Here is a 20,899-nt window from a genome sequence, read left to right on the forward strand (position 1 = left end):
TCGTTCACTTTGATTACAATAAATGTAGGTCTAAAATACCAATAAATCAAAGAGATAATGAAAACTGGATAGAATGATAAATTAGACTAAAAAATCATCAAAAAATCGGGGCAAGTCAATATTAAGGTTTTCGGCACGACGGCCTCGCTCTATTTCATCGGTTTCATAGCTGCGCCCCAAATCGATATCTTTTGCTTCAATAAAGTGCTCACCGCGCAAGTTGTAAAACACTTTTATCATTGGCCTTAGCGGATTGCGCTTATTGGCACGCAATACCATTCCCAGTCGGCCGCTTTTAAGCTCCACCAGAGAGCCTACCGGAAAGACTCCCATGCATTTGATAAACTGCCCCACCAGCTGGTAGTCAAAATGAGTACCGGATTCGGCGAGTAATATTTTAAAGGCCTTGGCCGATAACTCACCGTCTTTGTAGCAGCGATTGGCGGTAATGGCATCATAACAGTCCACTATGGTCGCCATTCGGCCATATTGATTGATATCGTCCGCCGGAAGCTGTTTTGGATATCCATCGCCACTGAGCTTTTCATGGTGGAGCGCAATCACCTCTCGGGCAATAGGCGGTAATCCAGCCAGTCCTTCAACGGCTTCCAGTCCATATTCAACATGCCGTTTCATTTCATCAAACTCTTCAACGGTCAGTTTGCCGGGCTTCATTAAAATGGCGTCGTCCACTTTAATTTTACCGATATCGTGTAAAAAAGCGCCCAGAGCCAAATCTCGAATGTCTTGCTCGGGTAACTCAAGATGTCTGCCAAATGCTGCCATTAAAATAGAAACATTGATGGAATGCTCCAATAAGTACTCGTCTTTATTTCGGATCATGGTTGCGCACAAGATGGCATCCTGATCACTGAACAGGCTATCCACCAGACTTTCCGACATTTCTTTAAACGAGTCTAAGTTGAGCGCTTCATCCTTTTGCAATGCCCCCATGGCCTGTTTTTGCAACTCCTTTGCCCGATTATAGAGCTCACGTGCTTTTGAGACATTTTCAGAAAATGAGGCCAAACGTTTAGCGTCAGACATCGATGTCTGCTGTTGCGTTTTACTGCTCGGTTGATTTGAAACAAGTTCAGAATCTGGCGACTCGGATTGTTCGCGAGTTCTTGCTGTATCGATAATCACACTGATTACACCGGCCTGTCGCAAGCGTTCAATGCCTTCGTTTGAAGATATGTGCCCCTTTTGCTTTAACCGCTCCTTGCCTTTCTGATCAGCAATAGCTTCCACATGCATACCAGGACGCAGTTTATCGATGGGAATTTTTTTATACATGATTCAGACTTACAACGACTTATGACAGGGAATATCCATTAAGTGTAACAAACATTTTGAAATTCGCCTGCTTATCGCCTTACCAGAGCGGGAAAAGCATATTAAGCAGTTAAGAAGAGATCTATTGGGAAAGGTCAATTGGAAGAGATTAATAAAGCAGGTGCTAAAACTATAGCACCTGCGCAATTTATGATGTTGAGAATACTTGAAACGTTAGAGGAAGTTATAAACCAGATTAACCGTGGTAATGGTATCGGTTTTTTCGGTTCCTGCAGCGATATCTTCGGCAGTCAAATCAGAGGTATGTTGAACTTCATAACCAACGCTTAACGCCATGGAACTATTAATATTGACGGTTAGCGCTGTATTTGATTTATAAACATCGAAAGCCTTACCAAACTCAGTGATTAATTCTTGAGAAAAACTGGCGTTATCGGAAATTTTAACGGAGTACTTACCCGCTAAACGAGCCACTTCTTCTTCTTCCGCAATAACCTCATTACGATTTTGAAAACGACGTAAACCGTAACCGACTTCAGCTTCCAGCTGTTGATCTTTTTGCTTTATAAAGGTTCGACCATAACCAATTGAAAAGTTTCCAATGTAGTCTTTAGAAGTAAAGGTTTCGTCCGCGTAATCCAGTAACGCATAGGCGTAGGATTTTTCAGAGTACTTATAATCACTTTTAGAATAAAAATAAGTTCTGTCGGCGGTTTTTTGGGTGACTTCCTGATTATTGTCATCGACAATTTCAGATTCAGCCTGATGGGTTTCCAGACGAAATTCCTGACGCCACTTTTCTGCTTCATAAATAAGATTAATTTTACCATTGGTAGAACTGGTGTTTGAGTTCCCCGAGGTATTCACAATACCTAATTCCGCTTTTCCCTTCCAGGTTGGAATACCTTCGTCAGGAGTTTCTTCAGCCATGCTGGCCAGTGGCAATAAAAGCGCAGCTGAAATCAAGCTGCGTTTAAAATTAGAAGCCTGTAAAGTCATTACGATACCTTTAATTGAATTTGACGCTATAGTAACAAATTCACCCCTGCTATGTTAATAACATAGTTTGCAAATAGTGCGCTTGTTAGCAGAAATGATATTCTTTATGTAACCGCTCGGCTTAACGATTTTACTCAATAGCATTAGTTAATATTAAATCTGAAACGCATAACTGAATTTGGCAAATAGCGAGCGCTGGTCCTGCTCGATACCCGATATATCATCATCTTGATAACCGTGCGTTGAGTAACCCACAAACACCAGTGTTTGAGGATTAACCTTGTAAGAATAGAGTAACTGCAGCGCCAGATCTTTCGAACGCTGATTGGGCTGTTCGATAAAATATTGCAAAGGATCAGCGACCACCCGATAACGATCACCATAGCGTTCCGGATTACGTTCAATATCAAAATATTGTGCGGTTAACTTGATTCGCTGCCTGACATTCTGTTGATAGGTCAGTTTAAAATTGACAATTTCTGCATTAAACAGTTCCCCCCCATCAACGTTTAACCGATTATGGGTGTAATTGATACCCAGTTTGGCATTGCGATTGATAAGCCACTCAAGTTCCGGACTTAATTCGTACTGTTTACCTAACTGCACATTTCGAACATCAATACGATCACCAAAGTTTCCTCTGAATCCGACTTTTATGTGAGCAACTGGTCGAATAAACAGGCCTGTTGAATAAAAGGTTTCGTAAAAGGAATCACTGATCGTAAACTGATGGAACTCGGGTTGATAATCTGGCGCATCGCGATCGACACCATCAATAAATTCCAGCTCAAAGTCCTGGGTAATAAATCGTTCACGTCGACCGCCACCAAACCAACCTTCAAATTGATGCTGGCCACTAAAGTTAAACCAGACTTCAACTTCTTCTTCCAGTAACTGACCATGTTGATCTTTGGTAATGTCGTAATCACTGTGAATGTTCATTCGGGTTAAAAAGTCGTCGCCAGAAAAATACCAGAAGCGCCGTGCTCCGATTAAGCTTCTTGAAAAATCAACCCGTGTAATAAAACCAAGATCAGCTCGAAAATCTTCATCAAAATCCACATGATGCACAAACCAGCGCCAGTCACGATCTTGATGTTCATACCTTAAAGTAACACTTTGCCCAGAGGTATTAGCGATATCGTTTTGTTCAGAGTTCGAATCTGAACCTGAGCCTGAATCTGAGTTAGCTTCCGGCGTTTTGCTGCTGGTATGGGTTATTTGCCATTCAAGAGAGTCATTTTCTGTAAACCAGTAAAGACCATCAACGGCAACAACCTGATTGCGATAATCATTGGCGGAGCGATGAGTCACCAAGCCGCCTATGCTGTGCCGCTCGCCAATATCGCTGCGCCAACGTGAAATAAACACATCGCTTTCGCCTTCCAGTTCAACCACTCGCGATCCCTGACTGCTTGGCGAAATAAACTGGGTCTGGCTATCGTTAGCAGCAATTACCCCGTAGGTATGTGAATTGGATTTTCCGGTTAACTTAACGCCATAGTCAGGTGTCGCAATATTACGGGTATAAACCAGTTGATTTGGCGTATTGAAGTAATCGGCACCGTCAAGAAAGAAGGCTCTTTTCTCGGGGAAAAACAGTGAGAATGTATTATTAACCGATAACTTTGCGGAATCCGCTTCAACCTGAGAAAAGTCAGGATTAATAGTGGCATTAAGGTATAAGTCCTGATTAATTCCCCAGCGAATATCAGCACTCAACTCGCTATCGACGCCATCGGATTGCCAGTTTGATTGATTAACGTCGTCCCGGGTTTCCGTTTTTAGAGTGGTTAATGAGGGCACCAGGTTTAAATTACGGTTTGAGATAATACTTTTAAAGCCAGAAATTTTATCCAGCTGACACAGGTTACAGGCTGAGTTGCGATCCCTTGGCATACTGGACAGGCGGTAACGTTTTTCCCGAGGGTAAAAACGAATAAACTCAATGCCCCAAATTTGCTGTTTTAAGTTTTCATTAAATCTTAATGCACGCAATGGAATAGCCATTTCGACCGTATATCCGGAATCATTGATTGCACCGGCACCGTCCCATATAGCATCCCAGCTGATGTCTTCATTTTTATTCACATCATCAATAATACTGTCGGATTGCACGCCCAGAGGATTAAGAAAAAACTGATAGGCTCGACGCTCATCATTAAAGGTATCAACAATAATACTGACCTGATCATCGTTCCAGGAGCCGTCCCGGTCATTGAAATTGGCGCGAATGTTATCGCCCGGAGGGGTTTTGGCATCAAAGCCGATGTACAGGGTTTCGCCGTCTTCAAAGTAATAAGCGGTGGTTTTAACCGGCGCAGGTGTATTTTCACCCGGATCGTTTTCGTAACGTAACTCAACCGTATTGGCTTGCTGCCATACGGCCTCGTTTAATTCACCGTCGAGCTCTATAGAATGCGTTAAATTAGGTAAGTCAAAATGCTGTTTTACCTTGCTTTGGGGTTGCGCAGAAAATACCGGGCTGCTGAAGCCCAAAATAGCGGTAAAGAACAACGCTACAACATTTTTAAACTGTTTTTTCCGGTTTTGCCCACCAGGATGGCAACTAGGTTTAACGACCAATCGAGATACAACACTTAGCGGCACAATCACCAGCCTCTTTTAGACACGACAAAAGAACCGGCAAGTTTAAACATCTGACAAGAAATCGCGACTCGAAATTGTTTCTAATTGTGTAATATTCACATAAATTATGTCTTGTGTCGCCTTTGGTAACTATTATTGTGTCGCCAATGGTAACTAAGAAAGAACAAAGAGATTGAAGCTTTCAAAGTCACCCGATTAAATTAATCTATCTGCCGAACCGCGCCTTTATCGGCGCTGGTGGCCATGGCGGCATAAGCGCGTAATGCGTTAGACACTTGACGCTCACGCGATACGGGAGACCAGGGTGCAGATCGCTGCTCTTGCAGTTGCCGACGTTCGGCTAACTCGCGTTCCGATAACAGAACTTCTATTTGCCGACGTTTAATGTCGATATGAATGTTATCGCCCGCCTGAATTAACCCGATGCAACCTTTGCTGGCGGCCTCTGGCGAGACATGCCCAATAGACAACCCGGATGTGCCACCCGAAAACCGGCCATCGGTTATTAGCGCACACTCTTTATCAAGCCCTTTCGATTTTAGATAGCTGGTAGGATAAAGCATTTCCTGCATACCCGGACCGCCCTTTGGGCCTTCGTAACGAATAATGATCACATCTCCGGGTGTAATCTTGTCGTTTAAGATAGCCGCAACAGCTTGATCCTGACTTTCAAATACCACGGCCGGCCCCTGAAACGTTAAAATAGACTCGTCCACTCCGGCCGTTTTCACGATGCAACCTTGCGGAGCCAGATTACCGTACAACACGGCCAGTCCACCATCCTGACTGTATGCTTTATCGTAGCGTCGTATGCAGCCGCCTTGTCGATCATCATCCACCGATGGATAAAACGTATTCTGACTGAATGCCGTCTGGGTGGGTATGCCAGCCGGGCCAGCGGCATAAAACTCACGCGCCTGCTCATTAGAAAACGTAAAACGGTCAATCTGTTGACCCATTGTGCCGCCAGCGACAACTTGTTGTTCAAGCGTGAGCTTCCCTTGCGCTGCCAGCTGCTCCATGATGGCCATAATCCCACCGGCACGATGAACATCTTCCATATGATATAACTTGGTAGCCGGAGCAACTTTGCATAAATGCGGTGTTTCACGAGACAAGCGATCCACATCATCCATAGTAAAAGCTACTTCACCTTCTATTGCCGCTGCCAATAAATGCAACACGGTATTGGACGAGCCACCCATTGCAATATCCACGCGCATGGCATTTAGAAATGAAGCTCGATTGGCGATTTCTCGCGGTAACACCTTGTGATCATTAGCCTGGTAATAAGCCTTGGCCAGAGCAACGATGCGTTGACCTGCCTGCTGAAACAACCCTTTACGCAGCTGATGCGTGGCCAGCAAACTGCCATTACCCGGCAGAGCAAGACCCAGCGCTTCTGTCAGGCAATTCATGGAATTTGCCGTAAACATACCAGAACAGGAGCCGCAGGTAGGACAGGCGCTGCGCTCAATGGCGTCACTGTCTTGCTGCGACACCCTGTCATCCGCCGCGGCTACCATGGCATCCACCAAATCCACCTTGATTTGCTGTTGTGCCAGTTTTGTTTTACCAGCTTCCATTGGCCCGCCTGAGACAAAAATAACCGGTATATTGAGTCGCATGGCGGCCATCAACATGCCGGGTGTTATTTTGTCGCAATTGGATATACATACCATGGCATCGGCGCAATGGGCATTCACCATGTATTCAACGGAGTCTGCGATCAGCTCACGCGACGGTAAACTGTACAACATGCCGTCGTGTCCCATGGCAATACCATCGTCCACCGCAATGGTATTAAATTCTTTTGCGACACCGCCCGCCTGCTCAATTTCACGAGCAACCAGTTGCCCCAAATCTTTAAGATGTACATGCCCCGGCACAAACTGGGTAAACGAGTTGCACACGGCAATTATCGGCTTACCAAAATCACCGTCGGTCATACCGGTGGCTCGCCATAAGGCTCGTGCACCCGCCATATTTCTTCCGTGAGTTGATCGTTTGGATCGATAATCTGGCATGAATCAGTCTCGCTTAAGTTAGAGTAAATTTATGTCTATTTATGGTTTCTTTATAAAAAATAATTAAAGGCCAATCCTGTAAACGCTAACCTTTTAAGCGCTATATAACTCGCAGGGCTGCTTAAGATAAATGCGTTCCAGCCAGCCCCACTCATCAGGTGTTGTGCCATCAAATAAGCCAAAAAATAATGATTGCAACTGTTCGGTTACAGGGCCCCGGCAACCGGCACCAATAATCTGCCCATCAACACTGCGTACCGGAACGATTTCGGCAGCGGTTCCGGTCATAAAAATTTCATCCGCCAGATACAAGGCTTCACGGGCAATATTGGTTTCAACCACAGAAATACCTTGTGCTTCTGCCAGTGTGATAATGGAATCACGGGTTAATCCGGGCAAGATAGCGGCAGTGGCAGGCGGCGTATAAAGCTTTCCGTTGCGTAACAGAAAAATATTTTCGCCACTGCCTTCACTGATATAACCCTGAGTATCCAGCGCAATACCTTCGGCGTATCCATGACGACGTGCTTCCTCAACCACCAATTGCGACGATAAATAGTTTCCACCCGCTTTTGCGCCAGTCGGTATGGTATTTGGAGCTGAGCGATTCCAACTCGACACACCAACATCTACCCCCTGAGCCAAACTGTCTTCGCCCAAATAAGCACCCCACTCAAAAGCAGCAACCGCAACCTCAACCGGATTATCAAATGGCATCACACCAATAGAGTTATAACCGCGAAACGCAACAGGTCGAATATAAGACGCGGTCAATCGATTTTCAGTAATAACATCACGACAGGCCTGCTCTAAACTTTCTAAAGTGAAAGGTAATTCCATACGATAAATTTTTGCCGAATCAAATAATCGTTTTACATGATCCCTTAGTCGAAAAATCGCAAGACCATCGTTAGTTTCATAACATCGAATGCCTTCAAAAACCGAAGAGCCGTAATGAATGGCGTGACTCAACACATGAACTTTTGCATCGTGCCAATGCACCAGATTGCCGTTAAACCAGATTAATTCAGGCTGCTTGATCGCCATTGCTTGCTCCTTTAGTTTTTGAGTTGCGGGTTGTAAAATCATTGTATTCATCAGTAAATTCCGACTCGCCTGATTTCTCAGAATCTGAGCCTGACCCTCCGGAATCTAAACCTGAATGATTCAGCGCTTGCCGAGTTGTTTTTGCAGTGACACATTTTCCAGTGACAAACTCCCCAGTAACAAAGTGTTGAATAAAATATTCAAGTGAGTCGCATAACGCTTGTCGGCTCGCGTCAATAATGCTGGTGGAACAACCAATCGTCTGCCAGACATTCTCCCGAAACTTCGATTCAATCCAGACATGAGTGGTTGCAGCCGTTGCAGATTCGGGATCGAGAATTCGAACCTTGTAGTCGGTTAATTCAATTTGATGCAGTTCTGGCCATTGATGATTAAGCGATGCTTTTAATGCTTTGTCGATGGCTTCAACAGGCCCATTACCTTCAGCCGCAGACCAGAAGCTCTGCTCTGCAACCATTACTTTAATTGCCGCATGATGCAGTAGATCAGCTGAAGCATTACCCAGAGACCGGGTTAACGTTGAGGAAATCGATCTGGATGCACGACTCGACGTAGTCACCGAAAACTCCTGTACCGCAAACGGTGACACATAATGTTCATCCATGCGTTTTAGTAACAACGCCAACGATGCATCACCTTCTTCAAACTGATAGCCACACGCTTCTTTTTGTTTGATCAAAGATAGCGCCGAGGGCAAGTTATCAACGGTGCAATTTAAGGCTTCGACTTTTTGTTTTAAATTGCTGCGACCCGCCTGATTCGACACCAGAATTTTTCGATGATTGCCGACTAACTCAGGATCAATATGCTCATAACTTTGCCGGTGCTTATGCATAGCAGATGCATGTAAGCCAGCTTTATGAGCGAACGCAGAATCCCCAACATAAGGCGCAAAGGCATCAAACATTTTATTACTGCGTGATGCGACAACTCTCGATAGCTCTGTTAATTTTTTTAAATCAATATTGCGTTCGTCAAATTGTTCAAGTTTTAACTGAAGCGTAGGTATCAAAGAAATCAAATTGGTATTGCCACACCTTTCACCGTAGCCATTAATAGTCCCCTGAACCATACTGGCACCGGATTCAATTGCAGCCAAAGCATTGGCCACGGCAAGTTCGCAATCATTATGAGCATGAATCCCTACGGCACAGTTTAACTGTCGCTTGACAAAGGCAACCACTTCCGACACCTTGGACGGTAAAGTTCCGCCATTGGTATCACAAAGCACCACACCATCGACACCAGCATCAACCGCCGCTTTCAGACATTGCATGGAAACCGAAGCGTCAGATTTAAAACCATCAAAAAAATGTTCCGCATCGAGCCAGACTTCTTTGCCCCTGCTTTTGCAATGAGCCACAGAGTCAGTAATCATACGGATATTTTCGGTCACAGTTGTTTCAAGAATTTTTTCAATATGAAATGTTGAACTTTTAGCAACCAGAGTTACCACCGGTGCGCCTGAATTAAGCAACGCCGATAATTGAGGGTCTTCTTTAGCATCAATGCCAGGCTTGCACGTTGCACCAAACGCCACCCATTTACTTTTTTGTAAAGGATGACTGGCCAACTGTTCAAACACTTTATCATCCACCGGGTTAGCACCGGGCCAGCCCAACTCAATGTAATCAATGCCAAAGCGATCCAGTGTTTGTGCAATGGCCAGCTTATCTTGTGCTGAAAACTGTATCCCTTGCATTTGGGCGCCATCACGACAGGTCGTGTCGTAGAGTAATGCAGTATCTTTTTTCATAACTTACTCATAATATTTTGTATTGATTAATGCCATACCTGACTCTTTCATCACGCTAAAACTGGTTTAAGCCGAATTCGCGTAATGACTATCAAGCTTATTAAGCGGGTTATTACCTGCATTGAAAGCCTGACTATTAACAGCTTGTTCGTTAACGCTTAAATCATTCACATCAACCAACTTTTTCAATTGTTTGGTGAGAAACGATAAAGGCCGCTCGCCAGAAACCATAACCATCAATGAAAATATTTGATTATCCAGAGAGCCATTCACCGTTAAATCCAACAAATTAAATCCTCTATGTCGAATTACTCTTAACACTCGCTCCAAGCTTCCGGGTTGTTGCATGACTTGCATTTTTATAACGGACACAATGCTCTCCTTTAATGTTTACGTTTTCGTTTGAAATAATTTTCAATGACATTTTTCATTGATAACTTAACCATCACTTTGAACCATCATCTCAGAGTTATCCGCACCAGGAGGTACCAATGGCCAAACGTTTTGTTCGTTGTCAATGCAAACCTGTAACAAACAAGGCCCTTTTTCACTGAATAACCAATCAATACCTGCCTGTTCTTCATGCTTATGAGTTATGCGCATTGACGACAAGCCAAATGCCTGAGCAACCTGTACAAAATCAGGGTTGTCGGATAGATCAATTTCACTGAATCTATCTTTAAAAAACAAATGCTGCCATTGTCTAACCATGCCTAGACTTTGGTTGTCGATTAATAAAATTTTCACCGGTAATCGATAACGGACCAGCGTGATAAGCTCCTGTAAATTCATAGCGAAAGAACCATCACCACACACATTGATGACACAGCTGTCAGGCTCCGCAAATTGCGCACCGATAGCGGCCGGCAATCCGTAGCCCATGGTTCCTAGTCCGCCAGACGATAAGTGTCGATTGACGGCGCTAAACTGGCAATGTTGCGCCACCCACATTTGATGCTGTCCAACATCACAGGCGATAACTCTTTGTTCATCTTTTGTTTCAGTTAAATACTTAAGTAATCTGGGCGCATATATACCGTTACCAGGAGGGTTGTATTGCCATTGAAAATCTTTTTTTTGTTGGCGACACCATTCTTTCCACTTACCCCAGTCTGGCCGCTCACTCGACTCTTGACGATGATTAACATTGTTCAACATAAAGAGCTCTGAAAACGCCTTCAAAGTATCTGTTAGATTTCCAACGATGGAGACATCCGCGAAACGACGCTTATCCACTTCCGCATCATCGATATCAAAGTGAATGACTTTGGCGTTTGGTGCAAAGCGTTCAAGATTACCGGTTGCCCGATCGTCAAATCGGGCGCCAATAACTATTAACAAATCACAATTTTGTACCGCTAAATTTGCAGCCTGATGCCCATGCATGCCAAGCATGCCAAGTCCGAGTGAATATTCGCCATAACACCCAATGCCTTTCAATGTTGTAATGGCTGGAATGCTCGTTTGATGCAATAACTGTCGTAATAATGACTCACACTTTGCAATGCCTATTCCACCACCTAAATAGAACAGTGGCTTTGCCGATAATTCTAATAAAGACTGAACTTGCGTCATCAACGCAGCGTATTGATCAATCGAGTGAACCTTAACTGCATCATTTTCAGTTTTGTTTTTTGATTCATTAACATCACCTAACTCTGTTGAATGAAGTGAACTTATTAAATTAAATTCCGTAACCTGAATGTCTTTGGGAATATCCACCAAAACAGGGCCCGGTCTGCCCGACTGAGCGATGGCTATTGCCTTGGTTAATATTTCTGGTAGCGACTCTGCCGACTGCACAAGAAAACTGTGTTTCACCACAGGCAATGTCATTCCAAAAATATCGATTTCCTGAAACGCATCAGTCCCTATTAATGACGTGGCAACCTGACCGGTTATCGCCAGTACAGGCACAGAATCCATATAGGCATTGGCAAGCCCCGTAATAAGATTGGTTGCACCGGGTCCGGAGGTTGCCAAACAAACACCAATTTCACCACTGACTCTGGCGTAACCATCCGCCGCCAACGATGCCGCCTGCTCATGTCGACACAGGATATGGTCAAGCTCACTGTCTACTAAGGCGTCATAAACAGGCATAATCGCACCGCCAGGATAACCAAATATTTTTTTAACACCCTTATTTGCCAGCGCTTTAACCAAATACTCAGCACCTGTCAGATAAGAATTACTGTCCAACGGAATCATCTGGCAAGTCTCTCCAAAATGGACTTCGCATCACTCTCAAACTCATACTTAACTTTTGCGTTTAATAAAGCTTGCTGTTGCAAACGCTGGTAACTTTTAATACACATTTCCATCTCGTTTTGTCGATTCGTTTTATAAGCGCAAAAAAAACCCCCGGACCTTTCGGTGCGGGGGCTTTTTAAAATATTATTTTTTGTTAATACAAAAGCAATCCCCGCGGAGCTCTAATGAGGACCACGATAATGACGTTAATAATGCTGGATTGCGTGTATAAGTTCATATATTCTCTAGTTTTACTAATAATTCTATGAATAGTTTTTTTTACTGTTTAACCAATTAACTGCTTTTATTAACTACCTTTATTAATTAACTATCTATATCAATTCTCTTTCTATATAAATTATTTTTCCAGATAGCTTTTTTACAGGCTTTATTTATAGCCTACGCAATTACTTTATAGCACTGAGTTTGTATGAGAAATACAATTTAGTTATATAAGACGCTTTATGAGTGCAGTCATTAAAAACGGACTGTCACAAAAAGAGGCGGTATCTAAACCGCCTTTTTATTACCGCTAAAATTCTGCCAGTAAACCAAAATGATTAAGATAACCACTTGCGACGACTAACACCAAAAACAGCAAGTAGAGCAATTAATACTGACAGGCTACCGCCACTTTCATAACTGGTACTGGAACCACCACCACTGTGACTACCACCACTATTACCCGAGTTATAGCTATTGTCTCTGTCTGCAGATTCCAGAGGTACTTCATTAAGGGCGTAGAACTCACTGTAAGTTTCTACCAGCTGTTCGTTTGAGTAGCTATCACGAATTACAATTTTGAAGTCGTAATAACCGGTTGGATAACCCGACTGCCAATCAAACTCAAGATGCTGAGTATCGGTTGTTGAGTTACCTAGCAGTGTTATATCCGAAGAACTGTACTCAAGTTCCCATTGTCCCTGTTCATTCAGAAAAAATATTTCTGCGTAAACATCGGCACTGGCATAGTCAGTATCAACATCAAACGACAATGCAAACTCACTGTAGAATCCATCGTTATCATAGTCAGTAATTAAATCCGTTGTGATATCGTAAAACCAGAATCCTGACTGATAGTTGGTTTCATGATCTCTATCTTCAAGCGGCAAATAACTCAGATCAATGTCGTGCTCTGAACTTAAGGTTGCAACAATCCCTGAGTAACCGTACTCATAAAGATCAATCAAAATGTCGTAATCACCCGTTGGATAATCAAAATTTAATACCGTTGTTACGGAGTATTCATCGGCGTTGCTGCCATGAATTTCGAATATATCAGTGGTGTAATACTCTTCCCAGGGCCCACCATTACGGCTGATATATAAAACCGCGTACACTTCTGCCCAGCTGTAAACAGTGTCGGCATCAAACTCAATTTCAAACTCACTGAAATAACCATCACCATCTATGTCATGGATCAGATAACTGTTGGCGTCATAAATTTCAAACTCATGGCTTTTTTGCGACAAGGCAGGACTTTTACCCCGTACAGACTTATCAGCAATCAAACGCTTGCGCTTGTCGGTTTTAACCGATGATTTGTCATTCTCGGACAGCGCCTGCTTATCAATAACAGCTCTAACTTGGCTTTGACGGGTCGCGTTTTTATTAACCCGATTATCTGAATGATGCTTTGCTGAGTAAGTTTTCGCTTTAGCAGCGCTTTTTGCAGACTCACTCTTCTTGTTTGCATCGGTATTCTCTTTCGCACCAGCATTCTCTTTTGTATTAGTAATACCTTGAGATTTGGCCGGACTTTTGACCGTACTCTTGGCCGTATTATTAGAATCACCAACGCTACTGGTCGCAGCAATACCATCTGCAATGTGCGAATTATTAGCGGCCCAAGATGCGGATACAATCAATGATAACAATGATGCAAATACGATTTGTTTTTTATTCATAACAGTATTCCTGTTAACCTGATGAATGACGTTAACGACTATTTAACCAAAACAAAACTGAACCATTGCTTAACTTCTTTGATCCGTGAAATTGATTGTTATAAAGCCAGTTGAGCAAACACAATATCAGGGGCAAATTGCTATTGTTCCCGGCATTCACGCAGACATTATTTCAAATCGTTAAAAAACGACTAAACTTAATATTGATAAATAAATAACGAATAAACAGGAACTTAACCGCTTTATGCATCATGCAATCTACGCTCAGGTATTGGTATCTCTGGCGAGCAGTGTGTTACTGGTTGCGCTGTTTCGTAGGCTGCAACTCCCCACCATTCTTGCCTATCTGGTTGTAGGGCTATTTATGGGACAGCTTGGACTGGAGTTTTTTGCGCCGGATTCCAACGCCCATATTATTGCTGAAATTGGGGTGGTATTTATGCTGTTTACGCTTGGACTGGAGTTTTCGGTACCCAGAGTGATAGCCATGCGCCGGCAGGTGCTGGGCTTGGGCTCGCTACAGGTAGCCCTTTGTGGACTGGTATTTTTTATTGCGGTATCACTGTTTGCGGTACCCTGGGCGGTCGCGCTGGTGATCGCAGCCGCGCTGGCCATGTCATCCACCGCTATTGTCACCAAACAGCTGGATGAGCAAAATGAAATAAATCATCGACATGGCCTGCTATCCATTGCCACCTTGTTATTTCAAGATATGGCTGCGGTCCCATTTTTAATTTTGGTGCCTATATTGGCTCATCCAGAGCCAGAGCTGATTGCGTCAACCATGTCGATAGCACTGGTCAAAGGCACTCTGGCCTTTTTGGTGATTATTGCTGTTGGCAAGTGGTTTTTACCCAGACTGTTTCAGGAAGTGGCCGCCTCTCACAGTAATGAATTGTTCGTGATGACCAGCCTCACCGTGGCGCTGGTAGCGTCATGGTTTACTCAGTGGTTGGGCTTATCAATGGCTTTGGGGGCTTTTCTTGCCGGTATGTTACTGGCAGAGTCTCAGTTTAAACATCAGATAGAAACCGAAATTAGACCCTTCCGAGATATTTTACTCGGACTGTTTTTTATCACCATTGGCTCCTTGATCGATCTGCAAACATTACTGGATCACTGGCTACTCATAACCGGATTATTAATCGGCTTTATGCTGAGTAAGTTGCTGATTGTTTTATCCATAGCCACCATGATGAAAGAGAAGTTTGAGGATGCGTTTAAAGCCAGCTTGATCCTGGCACAGGCCGGAGAACTTGGATTTGTGCTTATCGGTATTGCCCGCCAGCAAAACATTATCGGTGACAAAATCGCATCCATAGTACTGGCAGTGGGTGTACTGAGTATGTTTATTTCACCTTTTCTTATTCGTTACTCCGATCAAATCAACCGCCGATTGTTCAGTTTAAAGCTGCATTCCAGACAGCAAAGTTCCAGCAAACACCTGATCAGTGAAGCGGTTAAAGATCTTAATCAACACGTTATTATTTGTGGCTTCGGTCGAAACGGGCAAACCATAAAGCGGTTTCTCGATAAGCTCGACATTGCATCGGTGGTACTCGATCTTGATCCGGTGCGGGTTAAAGAGGCTCGAACGGCAGGAGAAGCGATCTTTTTTGGTGATGCCACACGGCGCAGTATTCTTCATGCGGCTGGGATCAATCAATCGCGTTTAGTGGTCGTTACCTTTGATAATAAAAAATCAACCATGGATCTGCTGTCGTCCACTCGCAACTTCTATCCTCATATACCCGTAATGGTTCGTACCAAAGATGAAAGCAATCTGGAAAGTTTTTTACACAACGGCGCCAGTCAGGTTATTCCTGAATCGTTAGAGTCCTGTCTGATGCTAGTGGGACAGGTCATGTATACCCTCGGACTACCACTGCGTAAAATTATCGATGAGATTCAAAAGGTTCGAGATGATCGCTACCATCTGCTGCAAAGCTTTTTCCATGGTGCTTCGTCCGACCTGATGCGCGTGCTGGAAAATCACCATGAACGGCTGCATGCAGTGGTTCTCAATGGAAATGCCCACGCCATTGGTGAGCCTATCAGTCGTATTCAATTACCGGAAAGGATTTATATTGAAGCCATTAAACGGGGCGCCACCTCTTACACCCCGCCCAGTCGGCACATGATATTGCAGATGGGTGATATTGTGCTGTTATCCGGTGAGCCTGATTGTATTGAACGCGCCGAAAACACCTTACTGAGCGGTTAGTCAAACGGCTCTGGCCGTTAAAACGAGAGTCTGTTAATCATCCATGGAGTGCACTTCAGCCAGCTTGGCCTGAATGTACTCGCTGTGCCGTAAGTGCAGCAGATCAGCTATTCTGCGAATAAGATGTTCTTCATAAGCATGAACTTTGCCGTCGGCAAGCGCCACTTTCCACAATAACCGGATCAGTTTTATTTTTTGCTCGATGGAATAATGATCATTTAACAGCCGGGTAAACTCATGAAAATCAGTAGCAAATAACGATTTGTCGGTTGCCACTTCGTACAATGACTGAGCTTCATCATCGGTAAGCTCAAACTCTTGTTTTAACAGAGCCAAAATTTGATCTTGCTCTTCGTCCTTAATTTCGAAGTCCATTTTCATCACTTCGATCATTAACACGGCAGCGGCAATTCTCAGCGAGTGTTCAACATCCTCTGCTGAAGATTCATCCACATTCAGGTGCTTATCAAAAAACTGCTTTAATTTGTCTAACATAATTTAACTGCTATTATTGAATGAGTATCTATAGGGACAATATAGTTGGTTTTATGATTAGACCGCAAGTGGCGATTAGCAGTTGTTTAATGGGAGAGCGCGTTCGTTACGACGGTCAACACAAACGTTCTGCCTATTTAGTCGACCAGTTTAATCCATTTATAGAACCATTATCGGTGTGCCCAGAAGTCAACTCAGGCATGAGTGTACCCCGTACGCCCATACAATTGCGTAAAACAGACTTTAATATTGTTTTGCAAGATGTCGCACCACCCCATCATGATCATACTGCCAGTATGCAGCGCTTTGTCCTTAAGCTGATTGAACAAAGTCCCTATATCTGTGGCCTTATCACAAAAAGTAAATCGCCCAGTTGTGGTGTGACTGACACCCCCATGATTCGGGATAAAGATAACAGTGTGCATTATGGCAGCGGATATTATGTTCGTTTAATGCGACGCGAATGCCCTCACCTGCCGGTGATTGATGATAAAGCCGTTTTACATCAGGATTACCGACACCGATTTCTTCTGCATTGCTTTACACTGGGTCGATTCTATCAACAGGTAAAAATCAATCCTGAAAATGGCGCCCGCAGCTTCCACAATCAGCACCATTTACTGTTTCAATCCATTGATCCGATGAAATCTAAAGAGCTTAAGCAGGTTCTGGAACTCTGGGCCAATGGTAAAGCCACTCAACAAAATTACTTAACCTATCTGGCCCATTTATTACAAAAGCCATTTAGAGTTCATCATGCCTTTAAAGCGCTGGAACTTTTTATTAGTCAGCAAGAGAAATCATTACAATCGTCGCTGAGAGTGTTATTTAAAACATTAAGACGACAAGACAGCGATCAATGGATTTCAGCATTGTTTGCCAAACACATCAGCCAACTATCCAGTCAGTTAACCCTCGACCAAATTGGCGATAATCCATTTTTTATGCCCTATCCTATTGAGTTAATGGCTGCCGCAAACTGATTTTAGAGAGATTAAAGTTTAAGCACCCGACATACATTTGCCGTCATTGGCTCTACTTCCTGATACACCTGAACCCTGCTATAGTTGCCCTGTCTTTAAACCATATTTAATATCAAACAATAAGCGACATTCACAACCGTGACAAATCGCATAAAGTTAGTTGGGGATTAACCATGAACTTAAAATATTTATCGATTGCTTCTGCAATCACTCTTGCCTTAATGGGCTGTCAAAAACAGGACGCTGAAACAGATAAAGTGGCCGAAAAAACACAAGCCGCTGAACAGGCCGATACAAAAAGCCAGGCTTACCAACCCATCAGTACTGATCGCTTTGGCATATACACAGATTTCACTCTAACCGCGGATCTTTCTCACCTGTCTTCCAATCAAAAAGAGATGATCGCCGTTTTAATTGACGCCAGTAAAATTATGGACCAACTGTTCTGGCAACAGGCCTATGGCGATAAGTCTGAGTTATTGAGCAAAATCTCTCATGAGGGTGCCAAAGCATTCGCCGATATTAACTACGGTCCATGGGATCGACTCGAAGGTGACAAACCATTTTTAACCGGTGTCGAAGAAAAACCCTTAGGTGCTCAGTTTTATCCTGAAGACATGGAAAAATCAGAGTACGAGCAATGGCAAAAAGATAACCAGGCGTTTCTTGCGAATAACCGTGACGCAGAACTCTACTCAATGGTTGAACGCAACGACAAGGGTGAGTTAACGCTGGTACCCTACAATGTTAAATACAAGGCATCGCTGGAAAAAGCTGCACAGTTATTAAAACAGGCGTCCGAACTTGCCGATAATAAAGAGTTTAAAAACTACCTGAAGATGCGCGCTGAGGCATTGCTGAGTAATCAATACCAACCGTCCGACTTTGCCTGGATGGACATGAAAACCAACCCTGTAGAATTGGTTTTAGGTCCTATTGAAACTTATGAAGATCAGCTGTTTGGCTATCGCTCTGCTTTTGAGTCTTACGTATTGATTAAAGACTTACAGTGGAGTGAGCGACTGGCAAAATTTGCTGCGTTTTTGCCTGAGTTACAACAAGGCTTACCGGTCAGTGAAGAATATAAGCAAGAAATGCCTGGCACCGATGCGGATCTAAATGCTTACGATGTTGTGTATTACGCCGGTCACAGTAATGCGGGTTCAAAAACCATAGCCATCAATCTACCCAATGACGAAGAAGTTCAACTGGCAAAAGGCACGCGACGTCTGCAACTTAAAAATGCCATGCGTGCCAAGTTCGATAAAATTCTTGTGCCTATTTCTCAATTATTAATCGCCGATGAACAACAACAATTCATTACCTTTGATGCATTTTTTGCCAACACCATGTTTCATGAAGTAGCGCACGGACTGGGCATTAAAAATACCATCAATGACAAAGGCATGGTTCGTACAGCCCTTAAAGAAACAGCTTCGGCACTGGAAGAAGGTAAAGCCGATATTTTAGGTCTTTATATGATTACCGAACTGTTTAATAAAGGTGAAATTACCGAAGGCAAGTTAATGGACAACTACGTGACATTTCTTGCTGGTATTTTCCGCTCAGTTCGCTTTGGCGCGTCTTCTGCGCACGGTAAAGCCAATATGATCCGCTTTAATTACTTTAAAGAAAAAGGCGCATTTGAAAAAGATTCGGCTACAGGCAAGTTCCGAATCAATTTCGATAAAATGACCACCGCCATGAATGATCTGTCAAAGTTATTACTGACATTACAAGGTAATGGTGATTATGAAGGTGCTAAGCAGTTACTGGCTAGCAAAGGCGTTATCACTGATGAGCTTCAATCTGAACTGGATAAACTAACCGAAGCCAATATCCCTGTGGATATCGTATTTAATCAGGGTAAAAAATATCTGGATTTAAAGTAATCTCTCTGCCTTATTCAGATGAGTTTTACTCAATCCGTTTAAAACTAAGGTATTTAAGCTAATCGTTTAAATACCTTAGTACCCATTTTTTCTTTATTTTTGGTGCCAAGCGAAAAAATCACTTAATACTAATTAAGCGTTCACTTTCCACTTTCAATTTAAACGATTGCTCGTATAACCATACAAATCCAACCGGAAATACACACAAAGCATTGCTATAAAAATGTCATTCACAAAACTGGAAAAGACAGATTGATCCAGCTATCATCACTTTATTGCAGCGCACAAATTGCATATTCTATAAAAAAGTACAGACACTAAAAAGTTTACTATGATGACATTGAATCACAAGATCATTGCCGTAACAGGCGCTGCCCAGGGGCTTGGGCGCACTATTAGCACCTCACTTTGTGAGAAAGGCGCCATCGTGGTGTTGCTCGATATCAACCAGACTGCCCTGCAAAATACAGCGGAGCAATTGAAGCAGCGAAATTTTCAAGTACACCATTATCACTGTGATATCGCCAATGAACAGCAGGTTCGTGATGTATTCCAGCAAGTTAAACAGGATGTCGGTGATCTTGATGGACTGGTTAATAACGCTGGCGTCACTCGTGATGGCTTATTGGTTAAAGCCAGTGAAGATGAAGTAACCGATGGTTTAAGCTTAAGCCACTGGCAACAAGTGATTGACATCAATCTTACCGGTGTATTTTTGTGTGGCAGAGAAGCCGCCAAAGCCATAATTGCAGCGGATAAACCGGGGGTTATCGTTAATATATCCTCTATTTCCCGACACGGTAACCTTGGCCAAAGTAATTACGCAGCCGCCAAAGCTGGTGTCGCGGCATTAACCACCACCTGGGCCAAAGAGCTGGCCCGATATAACATACGCTGCGCGGCTATCGCCCCAGGGTTTATAGAAACCGAAATGACTCAAGCTATCAAACCGCAAATCTTGGATAAAATAAAACAATCCATACCGCTAAAATCCATGGGACAACCAGAACATATTGCTCATTCGGTAGTGTTTATTTTTGAAAACGACTATATCAGTGGTCGGATTATTGAAGTGGATGGTGCTCTGAGACTCTAGAACTAACAGAAGCTCTGGATAATATATCTCAATTGAGACACAGGATACGTCTTGTTACTTTTTACAATTGCCTTTTAGCAACTGATTGTGCTTGAATAGCATAACAGGTAACAGCCTAGATACTGTCAGTTGCCCTTGTTTCAACGATTAACGACCACAAATCAGGTGTTAATCTCTGAAGTAACCAGAATAAGGATATACCATGGGAATTATAGTAGTTATTGCACTGATTTTAATTTTTATATTCAGCTAAGTCCGTTTCCTAAGCTGTTAATCGTTTATAAATAAAATCG

General features: G+C 43.3%; 14 protein-coding genes. 4 read left to right on the forward strand and 10 right to left on the reverse strand.

All coding sequences use genetic code 11. The annotated features are described in order from the left end of the window. Positions 1-81 precede the first annotated feature (81 nt). From C8D97_RS04865 to C8D97_RS04905, 9 genes are all read right to left on the reverse strand, one after another. Positions 82-1,296 carry an HD-GYP domain-containing protein gene (locus C8D97_RS04865; RefSeq protein WP_109762504.1) on the reverse strand — a complete coding sequence of 405 codons (1,215 nt, stop codon included), beginning with the start codon at positions 1,294-1,296 and terminating at the stop codon, positions 82-84. 213 nt (positions 1,297-1,509) lie between these two features. Beyond that, complete coding sequence (locus tag C8D97_RS04870; protein WP_109762506.1) at positions 1,510-2,295, reverse strand: DUF481 domain-containing protein; 786 nt, start codon at positions 2,293-2,295, stop codon at positions 1,510-1,512. Positions 2,296-2,448: 153 nt separating this feature from the next. Further along, complete coding sequence (locus tag C8D97_RS04875) at positions 2,449-4,905, reverse strand: carbohydrate binding family 9 domain-containing protein (RefSeq protein WP_170115140.1); 2,457 nt, start codon at positions 4,903-4,905, stop codon at positions 2,449-2,451. 200 nt (positions 4,906-5,105) lie between these two features. Then, complete coding sequence (gene ilvD, locus C8D97_RS04880) at positions 5,106-6,932, reverse strand: dihydroxy-acid dehydratase (protein WP_109762510.1); 1,827 nt, start codon at positions 6,930-6,932, stop codon at positions 5,106-5,108. A gap of 93 nt (positions 6,933-7,025) precedes the next feature. After that, positions 7,026-7,979, reverse strand: coding sequence for a branched-chain amino acid transaminase (locus C8D97_RS04885; protein WP_109762512.1), 954 nt, complete (start codon positions 7,977-7,979; stop codon positions 7,026-7,028). After that, a complete protein-coding gene (gene cimA, locus C8D97_RS04890; RefSeq protein WP_109762514.1) occupies positions 7,960-9,756 on the reverse strand; it encodes a citramalate synthase in 1,797 nt (598 codons plus the stop codon). The genes C8D97_RS04885 and cimA overlap by 20 nt, the downstream gene beginning before the upstream one ends. Positions 9,757-9,822: 66 nt before the next feature. Beyond that, positions 9,823-10,128: an acetolactate synthase 2 small subunit gene (gene ilvM / locus C8D97_RS04895; protein ID WP_210204858.1), complete on the reverse strand. Its 306-nt coding sequence runs from the start codon at positions 10,126-10,128 to the stop codon at positions 9,823-9,825. Positions 10,129-10,194: 66 nt separating this feature from the next. After that, on the reverse strand, positions 10,195-11,967 hold the full coding sequence (gene ilvG / locus C8D97_RS04900) for an acetolactate synthase 2 catalytic subunit (protein WP_109762516.1): 1,773 nt from the start codon (positions 11,965-11,967) through the stop codon (positions 10,195-10,197). Between the two features lie 602 nt (positions 11,968-12,569). Beyond that, positions 12,570-13,916, reverse strand: a complete 1,347-nt coding sequence (locus tag C8D97_RS04905; RefSeq protein ID WP_109762518.1) for a choice-of-anchor H family protein — start codon at positions 13,914-13,916, stop codon at positions 12,570-12,572. A gap of 244 nt (positions 13,917-14,160) precedes the next feature. Between C8D97_RS04905 and C8D97_RS04910 the strand changes: the two genes are divergently transcribed. Continuing rightward, complete coding sequence (locus C8D97_RS04910; protein WP_109762520.1) at positions 14,161-16,140, forward strand: monovalent cation:proton antiporter family protein; 1,980 nt, start codon at positions 14,161-14,163, stop codon at positions 16,138-16,140. Between the two features lie 33 nt (positions 16,141-16,173). On the opposite strand, the gene C8D97_RS04915 is transcribed toward C8D97_RS04910, so the two are convergent. Beyond that, positions 16,174-16,635, reverse strand: a complete 462-nt coding sequence (locus tag C8D97_RS04915; RefSeq protein ID WP_109762522.1) for a tellurite resistance TerB family protein — start codon at positions 16,633-16,635, stop codon at positions 16,174-16,176. Positions 16,636-16,688: 53 nt separating this feature from the next. Between C8D97_RS04915 and C8D97_RS04920 the strand changes: the two genes are divergently transcribed. The 3 genes from C8D97_RS04920 (at position 16,689) to C8D97_RS04930 (ending at position 20,606) form a co-directional block, all read left to right on the forward strand. Further along, positions 16,689-17,618: a DUF523 and DUF1722 domain-containing protein gene (locus C8D97_RS04920; protein ID WP_170115141.1), complete on the forward strand. Its 930-nt coding sequence runs from the start codon at positions 16,689-16,691 to the stop codon at positions 17,616-17,618. 173 nt (positions 17,619-17,791) lie between these two features. Continuing rightward, positions 17,792-19,510: a dipeptidyl-peptidase 3 family protein gene (locus C8D97_RS04925; RefSeq protein ID WP_109762527.1), complete on the forward strand. Its 1,719-nt coding sequence runs from the start codon at positions 17,792-17,794 to the stop codon at positions 19,508-19,510. 331 nt (positions 19,511-19,841) lie between these two features. Then, positions 19,842-20,606 carry an SDR family oxidoreductase gene (locus C8D97_RS04930; RefSeq protein ID WP_342587781.1) on the forward strand — a complete coding sequence of 255 codons (765 nt, stop codon included), beginning with the start codon at positions 19,842-19,844 and terminating at the stop codon, positions 20,604-20,606. Positions 20,607-20,899 lie beyond the last annotated feature (293 nt).

This window comes from Pleionea mediterranea, from assembly GCF_003148745.1.
Classification (GTDB): domain Bacteria; phylum Pseudomonadota; class Gammaproteobacteria; order Enterobacterales; family Kangiellaceae; genus Pleionea; species Pleionea mediterranea.

What these genes read in the sequence shown, in the direction of transcription:
- C8D97_RS04865 (WP_109762504.1), bottom strand. Translation starts at nt 1,296, where the DNA reads ATGTATAAAAAAATTCCCATCGATAAACTGCGTCCTGGTATGCATGTG.
- C8D97_RS04870 (WP_109762506.1), bottom strand. Translation starts at nt 2,295, where the DNA reads ATGACTTTACAGGCTTCTAATTTTAAACGCAGCTTGATTTCAGCTGCG.
- ilvD (WP_109762510.1), bottom strand. Translation starts at nt 6,932, where the DNA reads ATGCCAGATTATCGATCCAAACGATCAACTCACGGAAGAAATATGGCG.
- C8D97_RS04885 (WP_109762512.1), bottom strand. Translation starts at nt 7,979, where the DNA reads ATGGCGATCAAGCAGCCTGAATTAATCTGGTTTAACGGCAATCTGGTG.
- cimA (WP_109762514.1), bottom strand. Translation starts at nt 9,756, where the DNA reads ATGAAAAAAGATACTGCATTACTCTACGACACGACCTGTCGTGATGGC.
- ilvG (WP_109762516.1), bottom strand. Translation starts at nt 11,967, where the DNA reads ATGATTCCGTTGGACAGTAATTCTTATCTGACAGGTGCTGAGTATTTG.
- C8D97_RS04905 (WP_109762518.1), bottom strand. Translation starts at nt 13,916, where the DNA reads ATGAATAAAAAACAAATCGTATTTGCATCATTGTTATCATTGATTGTA.
- C8D97_RS04910 (WP_109762520.1), top strand. Translation starts at nt 14,161, where the DNA reads ATGCATCATGCAATCTACGCTCAGGTATTGGTATCTCTGGCGAGCAGT.
- C8D97_RS04915 (WP_109762522.1), bottom strand. Translation starts at nt 16,635, where the DNA reads ATGTTAGACAAATTAAAGCAGTTTTTTGATAAGCACCTGAATGTGGAT.
- C8D97_RS04920 (WP_170115141.1), top strand. Translation starts at nt 16,689, where the DNA reads ATGATTAGACCGCAAGTGGCGATTAGCAGTTGTTTAATGGGAGAGCGC.
- C8D97_RS04925 (WP_109762527.1), top strand. Translation starts at nt 17,792, where the DNA reads ATGAACTTAAAATATTTATCGATTGCTTCTGCAATCACTCTTGCCTTA.
- C8D97_RS04930 (WP_342587781.1), top strand. Translation starts at nt 19,842, where the DNA reads ATGATGACATTGAATCACAAGATCATTGCCGTAACAGGCGCTGCCCAG.